Consider the following 13,364-nt stretch of genomic DNA (forward strand, 5'->3'; position numbering starts at 1 on the left):
CTGAAATCCATTCACGATAGTGAAAAGACAACAGGAGCGCATCATGCTGAACACACCCGCCGACAAGTACCAGCCTTATCCCGTTATTTCTCTTCCCGACCGTCGCTGGCCTGAGCAACGCATCACCCATGCCCCGCGCTGGCTCTCAACCGATTTACGCGATGGTAACCAGGCCCTGGCCGAACCCATGGACAGCACGCGCAAGCTGCAGTTCTGGGATCTGCTGTTAAGCTGCGGGTTTAAAGAGATTGAAGTTGCCTTTCCTTCTGCCTCGCAGACGGATTTCAACTTTGTTCGCCAGTTGATTGAAGAGAATCGCATCCCGGATGACGTCACAATTCAGGTATTAACCCAGGCACGGGAAGACCTGATCGTCCGCACCTTTGAATCGTTACGTGGCGCGAAACAGGCCACCGTCCATCTGTATAACGCCACCGCCCCGCTGTTTCGCCGCCTGGGGTTCGGCCTGGAGAAAGCGCAAATCGTTGAGCTGGCAACACGCTCCACGCGGCTTATCCGCACGCTGTGCGAAGAGAACCCGGAGACGCGCTGGCAGTACGAATACTCCCCGGAGACCTTCTGCTTTACCGAGCCGGAGTTTGCGCTGGAGATTTGTGAAGCGGTGGCGGAGATCTGGCAGCCCTGCGCCGAACGGCCCATGGTGATCAACTTACCGGCCACCGTGGAGGTCAGCACGCCGAACGTGTATGCCGATCAGATCGAGTATTTCTGCCGCCACTTTAGCCGTCGCGCCGATGTTTGCATCAGCGTTCATCCGCATAATGACCGCGGTACCGGCGTGGCCAGCGCGGAGCTGGCGGTGATGGCGGGTGCGGACCGGGTGGAAGGCTGTCTGTTTGGCAACGGCGAACGCACGGGTAACGTCTGCCTGGTAACGCTGGCGATGAATCTCTACAGTCAGGGGATCAGCCCGAATCTCAACTTTAGCGATATGAACCGGGTGGTAGAAGTGGTGGAAGCCTGCAACCAGCTTCCGGTGCACCCGCGCCATCCGTGGGCGGGACGGCTGGCCTATACCGCCTTCTCGGGCTCGCATCAGGACGCCATCAAAAAAGGCTTTGATGCCCGCAAACCGGGCGAGCGCTGGGAGATGCCGTACCTGCCCGTCGATCCGCAGGATATTGGCTGCACATATGAAGCGGTGATCAGGGTTAACAGCCAGTCCGGGAAAAGCGGCAGCGCCTGGCTCATCGAGCAGAATCATGGTCTGAAGTTGCCCCGCGCGTTGCAGCAGGATTTTAGCCAGCATGTGCAGCAGGAGACCGATCGCCATGGTAAAGAGATGACGCAGCACGCCCTGTGGCAACTGTTTCGCAGCCGCTACGGGCTGGTCGCAGAGCCACACTTTGCCCTGCAATCTTATCGCAGCGACAGTCAGCAGGACGGTCAGTTACGTTTGACGGCAAGCGTCGTGACGCAGGGCGCAACGCGCCAGCTTGAAGGCCAGGGCAACGGGCTGTTATCCGCGGCCGCCAGTGGGTTAAGCCGCTGGCTCAACACCCCGTTTGTGATTAAAGACTACCACGAACATACGCTGGGGGAGCGCAGCGACAGCCGCTCGGTGGCTTACATCCGCTGCCTGTTCCAGGACGGCAGCAGCCGTTGGGGAGTGGGCATTGACAGTGACGTGGCGCGCGCCTCGCTCCAGGCGCTGTTTAATGCGGTGAGCTGTCTTTGAAGTAATCGCTGGGTGATGTCCCCATCACCCGGCGAAACATCGCGGTAAAGGCGCTGTGGCTACCGTAGCCCAGATCCAGCGCTACGCGTAGCACGGGCTGCCCCTGAGCCAGCCGTTGCAACGCCTCCAGCAGGCGCGCCCTTCTCAACCACTCCGCGTAGCGTAAACCGGTCTGCTGTTGAAAATGACGGTTCAGTGTGCGCTCGCTCATGCCTGCGGAGCTCGCCGCCTCAGTACTGCTCCAGCTTTCACCGGGTGCCTGGCGGATCCGCTGGCAAAGCTGGCGTAACGGCTCGCTTTCCGGCTCCGGCAGATGAAACGGCAGCACTGGCATCAAACGGATCTCATCCAGAATCAGCTCATACACCCGCTCGTCTCGGCTCCCCGGCGAGTAAGACTCATCAAGCAGCAGGGAAGCGAGGATCAGTTCGCGTAACAGCGACGAGATCTGCACGATCTGGCAGGTTGCAGGGAGATCGGCCCGCGCCAGCGGATCGATAAACAGCGTACGCGCCGCCACGTTGCCGGTGATGCGAAGCGAGTGTTGCGTTCCTGCTGGCAGCCAGACGCCACGGCCCGGCGGAACAACCCAACAGCCCGATGCGGTATCCACTCTTACCACCCCGCTCAGGGTGTGCAGCAGCTGGGCACAGTCGTGCTGGTGCCACGGCTCGCTGTCACCATGAACGTAATCATGGGCAAACGGAACGAGGGGACGATGGGTAAAGGAGAAGGTAGACGTTGTGGTCATGGGTTAAACAACCCTCACCCTACCCTCTCCCGGTGGGAGAGGGAAAAGGTGCACTAGATGTGCAGTTCCTGCAGTTTTTCTTTTGGCAGGGCCAGCTCTTCGTTGCTGTTGACGCGAACATCACGCTCGATGATGTGACGCGCGATCTCCTGGGCTTCTTCCAGAGAGTGCATCTGGTATGTGCCGCACTGGTAGACGTTCAGCTCGGGGATCTGGTTCTGCTCTTTTACCTTCAGCACGTCCTGCATGGCCGCTTTCCAGGCATCAGCAACACGCTTCTCTTCAGGCTGGCCGATCAGGCTCATGTAAAAACCGGTACGGCAGCCCATCGGAGAAATATCGATAATCTCCACGCCGTTACCGTTCAGGTGGTCACGCATAAAACCAGCAAACAGGTGTTCCAGCGTATGAATGCCTTTCTCCGGCATCACTTCTTTATTCGGCACGCAGAAGCGCAGATCGAAAACGGTGATCGTGTCGCCGTGCGGGGTGTTCATGGTCTTCGCCACGCGGACTGCAGGTGCTTCCATACGGGTATGGTCGACAGTAAAGCTATCTAATAACGGCATACGTCACCTCCGATAGTGATTTTTTTTAAAATAAACTGAACTCTTCTACAGAATGCACGTCTGAGTATATGAAAGACGCGCATTTGTTATCATCATCCCTGAATTCAGAGATGTATATTTTGGCCACAGCGATGTGGCCTTTTTCTTTTCTGCTTAAGCCTGCTTCGCCAGGAACGCCTCAAACGACTCCGTATCCGCCGCTTCGACCTCTTTCTGACGTACGACAGACGCATCGCGCTCCGCCGCAAAATCCGCTTCGCTCAGGATCTCTAATGGCTCCTGCATCAGCATTTCACGGTACTCCGCGGAGAGGGCACGCCCTGTTCCGCCGATGCCCTGATCAATCATAGAACGCAGAATACGCGCCGAGAATGTCAGTTCCGGGTTATCAAAGCATTCCACTAACTGGTCGCAGACCTGTTGATACGCTTCGCCACCGTAAAGGCTGTCCATTGTCTGGGCAACGCGCTTCAGGTCGCGGAACAGATCTTTACCCACTTTCGGCAGCGGGAACTGCGCCGTTTCACAGCCGATACCCAGCGTCAGGCCCGGTTTGCGCCCTTCCAGGATCACGCGGTTCCAGTTAGTGCGGGTACAAAGCAGTTCGTCTGAACTCATTTCCGGCGCATCGGCCAGCACACACCAGACCATAAACAGATCCAGGAAGCGAACCTGCTGCTCATCAACACCGACCGGTGAGAACGGGTTGATATCCAGTGAGCGCACTTCAATGTATTCGATCCCGCCGCGCTGCAGCGCATCCGACGGGGTTTCACCGCTGCGCGTCACGCGCTTCGGACGAATCGGTGCGTACAGTTCGTTTTCAATCTGCAGCACATTGCTGTTGATTTGCAGACGTTTGCCGTCTTTTTCGAGGCCGATTTTCTCGTACTCTTCCGACGGGGTTTTGATCGCCCGCTTCAATCCTGCCACATATTCGTGCAATTCGTTAAACGTAATACCGAGATTGCTTTGCGATTTATTGGTATAGCCAAGGTCGCTCAGACGCAGCGAGGTGGCATACGGCAGGTAGTACATTCCGCACGCGGTCTTCTCGAACGGTAGCGTCGTCGGTTTCCCCTGCAGGAACGAGGAGCATATAGCCGGAGACGCACCAAACAGGTAAGGAATAACCCAGCCAAAACGGTAATAGTTGCGGATCAGGCGGAAATAACCCGCGGAGATCGCGTCCTTATCCGTTTCACCGCATTTCGCCTGCCAGAAAGCCATCGGCAAAGAGAAGTTGTAATGTACGCCTGAGATCGTCTGCATCAACGCGCCGTAGCGGTTTTTCAGACCCTCGCGATACAGCGTTTTCAGTCGACCGATATTCGACGTGCCGTATTGCGCCAGTTCAATCTCCTGCCCCTGCTCGATATAGCAGGGCATGCTGAGCGGCCACATACGCTCATCGCCCATATTTCGGGCGGTGTAGCGATGGATGTCGCGCAATATCGTCAGCATATGATCAATATCACCGTCCACCGGAGTGATAAATTCCAGCAGTGCTTCAGCGAAATCGGTAGTGATCCATTTATGTGTCAGCGCCGAGCCTAACGTCTTCGGGTGACCCGTCGTCGCTAAGCTGCCATCCGCGTTTACGCGCAGCGTTTCACGCTCAAGGCCACGCTGAATACCCTTCAGTGCCTGAGGGTGGTTTTCCAGCCAGGCCAGCGCCTGTGATACGTCCGGGATCAAATTGACCTCCCGCCTGTCAAAGTAATGTTACTCAGCATAATTGTAATGGTTGACGATTGAAGGTCGCGTATTCATTCCACCAATTAGTGCCACCACGTCATACCCTGTAGTGTTGCCCACGCCACAAGAACATAGCGCAACGCCTTGCCAAGGCACAAAAAAAAGAGCACCGGCCCCCAGGAGATGCGCATCCATCCCGCTAGCAGACACAGTAAATCGCCTATTACAGGCATCCAGCTTAATAACAGCGTGGCAGCGCCATAGCGTTTTAGCCAGCCGACTGCCTTTTCCTGCCAGCGCGATTTTTCACGCAGCGGAAAGAAACGCCCAAGAATAACGTTAGTCAGCCCTCCAAGGCTATTACCCATTGTTGCTATTAACACAAGCAACCAGGGCTGACTCACGCCAGACAACAGCATCGCCACCAGCACCACTTCCGAATTACCCGGTAAGAGCGTAGCACTTAAAAAACTGCTGGCGAATAATGATAAAAGTGACAGCGCGTCACTCACAGTAAGCGAACATCCACCGCATCCATTCCGGCAGCACGCGCGGCCTGAATGCCAAAGTCGGCATCTTCAAAGACAACGCATTTTGCCGCCGGCACACCCATTCGTTCTGCGCAAAGCAGGAAGGTGTCCGGTGCGGGTTTGTGATTTTTAACATGGTCGGCGGCAACCACCGCAGAAAAATAGTGGCGCAGGCCAAGATGGTTGAGCAGCGCTTCGGCGATGGCGCTTTCGCTGCCCGTGCCGACCGACATCGGGCGACGTCCGTGCCACTCTTTTACCACGTCAATAAGCGGCAGAGGACGCACGGTATCCAGCAGGATAGCTTTGACTGCATCGGTTTTTTCACGCGCGAGCTGGTGCGGATCGAGATCGGCCTGATTAAGTTCAATCACGGCCTGTGCGATACGCCAGGTAGGTGATCCGTTGAGGGCAATCATCGCCTGGAGATCGAAGCGCATACCGTAACGTCCAAGAACGTCCGTCCAGGCCTGGCGATGCGTGGGTTCGGTATCCAGAAGCGTGCCATCCATATCGAAGATCAAACCGTCATACTGTGCGTACATCGTGCTCTCGCTAACCGATTAACAAAGGGTTACTTTATCGTAAACGGGCGTTTTTGTCGCTGACAGAGAGTGTGATTGCTGACGGAACGTCGAAGGAATAAACAAACCAGGAGAAGATGGTGCATCCGGGAGGATTCGAACCTCCGACCGCTCGGTTCGTAGCCGAGTACTCTATCCAGCTGAGCTACGGATGCATCGGGATTTACTGCTATTGCTGCTGATACTTGGTGTCACCTCAAAAGCAACACAAAGTAATAGATGGTGCATCCGGGAGGATTACTCGGCTGCGCCTCGCCCTTCGGGCCGTTGCTAAAGCAACGTTATCCTCCCTGGTGCTTGCGATTAACTCGCAGACCTTGTAACAACAGTATCGCTGTTATCTCGGAGAATATGGTGCATCCGGGAGGATTCGAACCTCCGACCGCTCGGTTCGTAGCCGAGTACTCTATCCAGCTGAGCTACGGATGCATCAGGGTACTGCTTTCAGAAATAGTAAATGGTGCATCCGGGAGGATTCGAACCTCCGACCGCTCGGTTCGTAGCCGAGTACTCTATCCAGCTGAGCTACGGATGCATCGGGATTTACTACTGTACTGCTCGATGTTCATATCACTTCTAAAGCAATATGAAGTAATAGATGGTGCATCCGGGAGGATTCGAACCTCCGACCGCTCGGTTCGTAGCCGAGTACTCTATCCAGCTGAGCTACGGATGCAAAATGGCGGTGAGGCGGGGATTCGAACCCCGGATGCAGCTTTTGACCGCATACTCCCTTAGCAGGGGAGCGCCTTCAGCCTCTCGGCCACCTCACCACACAACGCCTCTTTCGAGTGCTTCGAGCCACTCGTTAAGAGCTTCTCGTCGCTGCGTGGCGCATATATTACTTTCTGGGACTTATAAGTCAAACAATTTTCCAAAAGCTTTTATCGTTTGCACAAATCACAGGCAATTCGCATGTAAAAGCCGCAAAGAGAGTGTTTTATAAGCGGATTTTGCAGGCATCCTCACAGAAATCTATGAAGAGAAGCGTGTGGTTTGGACGAGATAAGCTGGCGAGAGTGGTTAAAAACAGAGCGATTGAAATCGAACGGTAACTTTAAGCAGGAAAAATAACAGGAGGGGTTGCGTCTCGCCCGACAGCGAGACGCGACAATATCAGTAACTGGACTGCTGGGATTTTTCAGCCTGGATACGCTGGTAGATCTCTTCACGGTGGACAGATACTTCTTTAGGAGCGTTAACACCAATACGTACCTGGTTACCCTTTACCCCTAAAACTGTCACGGTGACCTCATCCCCAATCATGAGGGTCTCACCAACTCGACGAGTCAGAATCAGCATTCTTTGCTCCTTGAAAGATTAAAAGAGTCGGGTCTCTTGTATCCCGGCATTATCCATCATATAACGCCAAAAAGTAAGCGATGACAAACACGTAAAGTGTAAGCAGTCACGGCATCACATTCTGTTAAACGTAAGTTTAGCCGATATACACAAACTCAACCTGACTTTATCGTTATCGATAGTGCAGTGAACAAGACGCCATAACGTTACCGCTATGGCGTCTGTTTGTGCTTTGTAGTTATTACAGTTTCGCGCTTACCCAGCTTTCAACGCTGGCCAATGCCGCAGGAAGTGCCGCCGCATCCGTACCACCGGCTTGCGCCATGTCCGGACGACCGCCACCTTTGCCACCCACCTGCTGGGCAACCATGCCAATCAGTTCCCCTGCTTTAACGCGGTCGGTCACATCCTTAGAGACGCCCGCAATCAGAGAAACCTTACCTTCTGCTACCGTCGCCAGTACGATAACCGTCGAACCAAGCTGGTTCTTGAGATCGTCGACCATGGTACGCAGCATCTTAGGCTCTACACCTGCCAGATCGCTGACAAGCAGTTTGACGCCCTTAATGTCTACAGCTTTGCTGGAGAGGTTTGCACTCTCCTGCGCCGCAGCCTGCTCTTTCAGCTGCTGCAGCTCTTTTTCCAGCTGGCGAGTACGATCCAGCGCAACACGCACTTTCTCACCCAGATTCTGGGTATCGCCTTTCAACAGCTGCGCGATATCGTGCAGCTGGTCGCTCTGCGCATGCAGGCTGGCAATCGCGCCTTCACCGGTCACCGCTTCAATACGACGCACACCTGCCGCCGTACCGGATTCAGAAACGATGCGGAACAGACCGATATCACCGGTACGCGATGCGTGTGTACCACCGCACAGCTCGGTAGAGAAGTCGCCCATGCTCAATACGCGAACACGGTCGTCATATTTCTCACCAAACAGGGCCATCGCACCTTTTTTCTTCGCCGCGTCGAGATCCATAATGTGGGTTTCGATTGGCAGGTTACGACGGATTTGCGCGTTCACCAGATCTTCCACCGCACGGATCTCAGACGGTTTCATCGCTTCAAAATGCGAGAAGTCGAAACGCAGCACTTTGTCGTTAACCAGAGAACCTTTCTGTGCAACATGCGTTCCCAGAACCTCACGCAGTGCAGCGTGCATCAGGTGCGTTGCCGAGTGGTTCAGACGGATGCGTGCGCGGCGCGCTTCGTCAACATTAGCCTGAACGCCCTCGCCCACTTTCAGGGAGCCTGAAACCAGTTTACCCAGATGACCAATCGCCTGGCCGTATTTCTGAGTGTCGTTCACACTGAAGCTGAAACCGTTGCCTTTCAGTTCGCCTTTATCGCCAACCTGACCACCGGATTCCGCATAGAACGGAGTTTTATCCAGAATGACAACTGCATCCTGACCTGCGCTGATGCTGTCTACGGCTTTGCCGTCAACAAACAGGGCGGTCACTTTGCCAGTCAGTTCCAGCGCTTCATAACCTTTGAATTCAGACGCGCTGTCCACGCGGATCATCGCGTTGTAGTCTGCGCCAAAACCGCTGGACTCACGCGCACGACGACGCTGCTCTTCCATCGCCGCTTCGAAGCCTGCTTCGTCCACTTTGATGTTGCGCTCACGGCAAACGTCCGCCGTCAGGTCAACCGGGAAGCCGTAAGTGTCGTAAAGGCGGAAGGCGGTTTCGCCATCCAGCGTGTCGCCCTTAAGCTTAGCGAGTTCTTCATCCAGCAGCGCCAGACCACGCTCCAGCGTGCGTGCAAACTGCTCTTCTTCAGTTTTCAGTACTTGCTCAACCTGCGCCTGCTGGCGTTTCAGCTCATCACCCGCAGAACCCATTACGCCAATCAGTGGCCCAACGAGCTTATAGAAGAAGGTGTCCTTCGCGCCCAGCATGTTGCCGTGACGGATCGCACGACGAATGATACGACGCAGCACATAGCCACGGTTTTCATTCGACGGAATAACACCGTCAGCAATCAGGAACGCACAGGAACGGATATGGTCTGCGATTACGCGCAGTGATTTGTTGTTCAGATCGGTCGCGCCGGTCACTTCTGCAACGGCTTTGATCAGGGTGCTGAACAGATCAATTTCGTAGTTGGAGTTAACGTGCTGCAGAACAGCCGCGATACGCTCCAGGCCCATACCGGTATCAACGGACGGCTTCGGCAGCGGCTCCATGGTGCCGTCGGCCTGACGGTTGAACTGCATGAAGACGATGTTCCAGATCTCAATGTAGCGATCGCCGTCTTCTTCCGGGCTGCCTGGAGGGCCGCCCCAGATGTGGTCGCCGTGATCGTAGAAGATCTCGGTGCATGGACCGCAAGGGCCGGTGTCACCCATCTGCCAGAAGTTGTCAGACGCGTACGGTGCGCCTTTGTTGTCACCGATGCGAATAATACGTTCGCGCGGGATACCGACTTCTTTTTCCCAGATTTCGTAGGCTTCGTCATCGGTTTCATAGACGGTAACCCACAGACGCTCTTTCGGCAGGTTGAACCAGTTTTCACCAGTCAGCAGTTCCCACGCGTATTGAATAGCATCATGTTTGAAATAGTCGCCGAAGCTGAAGTTACCCAGCATTTCGAAGAAGGTATGGTGGCGCGCGGTGTAACCGACGTTTTCCAGATCGTTGTGTTTACCGCCCGCACGCACGCAACGCTGTGAGGTTGTGGCGCGGGAATAATTACGCTTGTCGAGACCAAGGAACACATCCTTGAACTGGTTCATCCCGGCGTTGGTAAACAGCAGAGTTGGGTCGTTGTTCGGCACCAGGGAGCTGCTGGCAACAACCTGGTGTCCCTTACTATGGAAAAAATCGAGAAACGCCTGACGGATCTCAGCGGTGCTCTTGCTCATAATTATCCTGAAATCAAGCTAACGAAATGTCGTAGCAAGCCGGTATCGGTAAACCCCTGGACAGACCTGCTACTGGAAAAAGTGGGAATAAGATAAGTTTTCTTTAGTGGGAAGTAAAATCCCGCATGCGTTCAATCGGCAAAATTACGCCAGATATCCTGAATATCTTCCATCAGAAAGCCGCGGTAGAGCAAAAAGCGCTGGATTTTGACTTTTTCTGAAAATTCACGCGGCAGCGGTTCACCGTATTTACGAATCGCCTGCTCTTTTGCCAGCGCACACCAGTCGGTGTCACAGTCGCGCATCGCTTTTTCGATGGACTCACGGGCAACGCCCTTCTGGTTCAGCTCCTGACGGATACGCGCCGGACCGTATCCCTTGCGGCCACGGCTGGCCAGGAACCGGGAAGCAAAACGGTCGTCATCCAGATAGTGATGCTCGTAGCACCAGGCAATCACCCGGTCATAATCTTCCGCGGTGGCATCAATCTCTTCCGTCCCATTTTTACTCATCACCGGGGCCGACAGTTTACGCCGCAGCTCTTGTTCACTGTGGTCACGCACGGCAAGGATCCGCACCGCGCGGTCCAGTAATCGCGCATAAGCGGGTCGACGCGTTGTGGATTCGCTCATAAAAAACCTGCTGGTTCAGAAATGCAAAAAGGGCCGCATCAGCAGCCCTTCATTTTTAAACGAAAGCCTTAAAAGTCTTCGTTAGTTTCTTCAGCATCCGCACCATCAACCACAAAATCAGGTTTAGAGTCCTGGTTGTTCAGCAGAAGCTCACGCACTTTCTTCTCGATCTCTTTCGCTGCAGCCGGGTTCTCTTTCAGCCAGGAGATCGCATTCGCTTTACCCTGACCAATTTTATCGCCGTTGTAGCTGTACCATGCGCCCGCTTTTTCGATCAGCTTCTCTTTCACGCCCAAGTCAACCAGTTCGCCGAAGAAGTTGATACCTTCACCGTAGAGGATCTGGAATTCAGCCTGTTTGAACGGCGCGGCAATCTTGTTCTTCACGACCTTCACGCGGGTTTCACTCCCCACCACGTTCTCACCTTCTTTCACCGCGCCGATACGGCGGATATCCAGACGGACAGAAGCATAGAATTTCAGCGCGTTACCACCAGTAGTGGTTTCCGGGTTACCGAACATCACGCCAATTTTCATACGGATCTGGTTGATGAAGATCAGCAGCGTATTGGACTGCTTCAGGTTACCGGCCAGCTTACGCATTGCCTGGCTCATCATACGTGCCGCGAGGCCCATGTGAGAGTCGCCGATTTCGCCTTCGATTTCCGCTTTTGGCGTCAGCGCAGCAACGGAGTCGACCACGATAACGTCAACCGCACCGGAACGCGCCAGCGCGTCACAAATCTCCAGCGCCTGTTCACCTGTATCTGGCTGAGAACACAGCAGGTTATCGATATCCACGCCCAGCTTACGAGCATAAACAGGATCCAGCGCGTGCTCGGCATCGATAAAGGCACAGGTTTTACCTTCACGCTGCGCCGCGGCAATCACCTGCAGCGTCAAGGTGGTTTTACCGGAGGATTCTGGCCCGTAGATCTCTACGATACGGCCCATTGGCAGACCGCCCGCGCCCAGCGCGATATCCAGAGAAAGCGAACCGGTGGAGATCGTTTCCACATCCATGGTACGGTCTTCACCCAGGCGCATGATGGAGCCTTTACCGAATTGCTTTTCGATCTGGCCCAGTGCTGCCGCCAACGCTTTCTGTTTGTTTTCGTCGATAGCCATTATTACTCCTGTCATGCCGGGAGAAGCGACTGTGCTTCACCGTGGATTTCTGTTCTGTTGGTGCAATTATACTGTATGGTCATACAGTATCAAGTATTTTGTAGAAATTGTTGCCAGAGCGTTTTTAACGCATAAACGGTGGCCTGACGACGCACGCTTTCACGATCACCGCTAAAGCACTCGCGACGCGTGATCCCTTCACCTTTAGAGGTGGCAAAACCAAACCAGACGGTGCCGACAGGCTTCACGTCACTGCCGCCGTCCGGGCCGGCGATGCCGCTAATAGAGATGGCATAATCTGCACGCGCCGCTTTTAGCGCACCAATTGCCATCTCAATCACCACCGGCTCGCTGACCGCGCCATGCTGTTCAAGCGTGGATTCGTGCACGCCAATCATTTGCGCTTTAGCTTCGTTACTGTAGGTCACAAAGCCGCGTTCAAACCAGGCGGAACTGCCTGCAATATCGGTAATGGCTTTAGCAACCCAGCCGCCGGTACAGGATTCGGCAGTCGTAATAGTCGCGCCACGTTGCTTAAGCGCCAGTCCTACGACTTCGCTAAGCTGCATCAATTCATGGTCAGTCATTCTCGCTCCGGGCATCAGAAAAACGTGCAGCACAAGATAGCACTTTCTCGTCAGATATGGAGATGAGGATCATGTTTTACGAGGGGGCTTCAGAAAAAAGCCGATGCGAAGGCACCGGCTGAGAAAAAGGTTACTTCATGCTCCTGGCGAGGGTATTCACGTTATGGCGAAACGCCTTAACGTAGGTATCCGCCACGCCGCCTTTGGCCGACAGCGCCTCCGGGTAAAGTTCGCCCCCCGGCTGCGCACCGGTGGCCGTGGCAATTTGTTTAACCAGGCGCGGGTCGAGCTGGTTTTCCATAAACCAGGTTTTCACCCCGTCCGCTTTAATCTGATTGATAATCTCAGCCACCTGCGCTGCGCTGGCTTCGCTCTCTGACGACAAGCCCTGCGGCGCAATAAAGGTTACGCCATAGGCGCGGCTGAAGTAGCCGAAGGCGTCATGGCTGGTGAGGACTTTACGTTTCACCTGCGGGATCTGGCTGAACTGCGTTTTGGCCCAGTTGTCCAGTTGCATAAGCTGCGCGATATAGGGTCGACCGGTGGCCTCCAGCGCCGCCTTATCTTCAGGATCGGCTTTTACCAGACCGGCAAGGATATTTTGCGCATACAGTGCCCCGTTCGCCGCGCTGTTCCAGGCATGCGGATCGGTCACGGTTTTCCCGTCCTCTTCAAGCGTGTGGGTTTTCACCCCGGTCGAAGCCACCACCAGTTGGCCCTTAAATCCGGAGGCCTTCACCAGACGGTCGAGCCAGCCCTCCAGCCCCAGACCGTTCACCACCACCACATCGGCCTTGCTGAGCGCCGCACTGTCTTTCGGCGACGGTTCAAAGGTATGCGGATCGCCGTCCGGCCCCACCAGCGTGGTCACATTGACCCGGTCTCCCCCTACCTCACGCGTGATATCTCCCAGAATGGAAAAACTGGTGACCACATTAAGCGTTTTCGCCATTACGCCCTGTGACAACATCCCAAGCGCGAGCGCCATTATTAACCCTGTACGTTTCATCATTTCC

Annotated in this window: 12 protein-coding genes and 5 tRNA genes; 1 reads left to right on the plus strand and 16 read right to left on the minus strand. The window is 54.8% G+C overall.

Annotated features, from left to right (window positions below; genetic code table 11):
* Positions 1 to 43 precede the first annotated feature (43 nt).
* Positions 44 to 1,699: a 2-isopropylmalate synthase gene (gene leuA / locus ACQG2G_RS16815; protein ID WP_348595938.1), complete on the plus strand. Its 1,656-nt coding sequence runs from the start codon at positions 44 to 46 to the stop codon at positions 1,697 to 1,699.
* On the opposite strand, the gene ACQG2G_RS16820 is transcribed toward leuA, so the two are convergent.
* The 16 genes from ACQG2G_RS16820 to ACQG2G_RS16895 form a co-directional block, all read right to left on the minus strand.
* Entirely contained in the window at positions 1,677 to 2,450 is a 774-nt protein-coding gene (locus tag ACQG2G_RS16820) for an AraC family transcriptional regulator (RefSeq protein WP_094084772.1), read from the minus strand. The genes leuA and ACQG2G_RS16820 overlap by 23 nt on opposite strands.
* A gap of 53 nt (positions 2,451 to 2,503) precedes the next feature.
* Positions 2,504 to 3,019: an S-ribosylhomocysteine lyase gene (gene luxS, locus ACQG2G_RS16825; RefSeq protein ID WP_013098432.1), complete on the minus strand. Its 516-nt coding sequence runs from the start codon at positions 3,017 to 3,019 to the stop codon at positions 2,504 to 2,506.
* Positions 3,020 to 3,172: 153 nt separating this feature from the next.
* The gene (gene gshA, locus ACQG2G_RS16830) at positions 3,173 to 4,717 is read right to left on the minus strand and encodes a glutamate--cysteine ligase (protein ID WP_013098433.1); all 1,545 of its coding nucleotides are present in this window, start codon (positions 4,715 to 4,717) and stop codon (positions 3,173 to 3,175) included.
* A gap of 83 nt (positions 4,718 to 4,800) precedes the next feature.
* Complete coding sequence (locus ACQG2G_RS16835; protein WP_014833021.1) at positions 4,801 to 5,229, minus strand: YqaA family protein; 429 nt, start codon at positions 5,227 to 5,229, stop codon at positions 4,801 to 4,803.
* Entirely contained in the window at positions 5,226 to 5,792 is a 567-nt protein-coding gene (yqaB, locus tag ACQG2G_RS16840; protein ID WP_020686219.1) for a fructose-1-phosphate/6-phosphogluconate phosphatase, read from the minus strand. The genes ACQG2G_RS16835 and yqaB overlap by 4 nt, the downstream gene beginning before the upstream one ends.
* Positions 5,793 to 5,909: 117 nt before the next feature.
* A tRNA-Arg gene (locus ACQG2G_RS16845) sits at positions 5,910 to 5,986 on the minus strand.
* Positions 5,987 to 6,183: 197 nt separating this feature from the next.
* Positions 6,184 to 6,260: transfer RNA gene (locus ACQG2G_RS16850), tRNA-Arg, on the minus strand.
* A gap of 29 nt (positions 6,261 to 6,289) precedes the next feature.
* Positions 6,290 to 6,366, minus strand: a tRNA-Arg gene (locus tag ACQG2G_RS16855).
* A 64-nt stretch (positions 6,367 to 6,430) separates the two neighbouring features.
* A tRNA-Arg gene (locus tag ACQG2G_RS16860) sits at positions 6,431 to 6,507 on the minus strand.
* A 4-nt stretch (positions 6,508 to 6,511) separates the two neighbouring features.
* Positions 6,512 to 6,604: transfer RNA gene (locus ACQG2G_RS16865), tRNA-Ser, on the minus strand.
* Between the two features lie 343 nt (positions 6,605 to 6,947).
* Positions 6,948 to 7,133, minus strand: a complete 186-nt coding sequence (csrA, locus tag ACQG2G_RS16870) for a carbon storage regulator CsrA (RefSeq protein WP_000906486.1) — start codon at positions 7,131 to 7,133, stop codon at positions 6,948 to 6,950.
* A 241-nt stretch (positions 7,134 to 7,374) separates the two neighbouring features.
* Entirely contained in the window at positions 7,375 to 10,002 is a 2,628-nt protein-coding gene (alaS, locus tag ACQG2G_RS16875; RefSeq protein WP_029883887.1) for an alanine--tRNA ligase, read from the minus strand.
* Between the two features lie 131 nt (positions 10,003 to 10,133).
* Positions 10,134 to 10,634 carry a recombination regulator RecX gene (gene recX / locus ACQG2G_RS16880; protein WP_061772096.1) on the minus strand — a complete coding sequence of 167 codons (501 nt, stop codon included), beginning with the start codon at positions 10,632 to 10,634 and terminating at the stop codon, positions 10,134 to 10,136.
* A 68-nt stretch (positions 10,635 to 10,702) separates the two neighbouring features.
* The gene (recA, locus tag ACQG2G_RS16885) at positions 10,703 to 11,761 is read right to left on the minus strand and encodes a recombinase RecA (RefSeq protein WP_013098438.1); all 1,059 of its coding nucleotides are present in this window, start codon (positions 11,759 to 11,761) and stop codon (positions 10,703 to 10,705) included.
* An 89-nt stretch (positions 11,762 to 11,850) separates the two neighbouring features.
* Positions 11,851 to 12,348, minus strand: a complete 498-nt coding sequence (gene pncC, locus ACQG2G_RS16890; RefSeq protein WP_013098439.1) for a nicotinamide-nucleotide amidase — start codon at positions 12,346 to 12,348, stop codon at positions 11,851 to 11,853.
* Between the two features lie 130 nt (positions 12,349 to 12,478).
* Entirely contained in the window at positions 12,479 to 13,357 is an 879-nt protein-coding gene (locus ACQG2G_RS16895) for a metal ABC transporter substrate-binding protein (RefSeq protein ID WP_061772095.1), read from the minus strand.
* Positions 13,358 to 13,364: the final 7 nt, after the last annotated feature.

Origin of the sequence: Enterobacter cloacae complex sp. 382A5, assembly GCF_050031095.1 — a bacterium.
GTDB lineage: Bacteria > Pseudomonadota > Gammaproteobacteria > Enterobacterales > Enterobacteriaceae > Enterobacter > Enterobacter cloacae.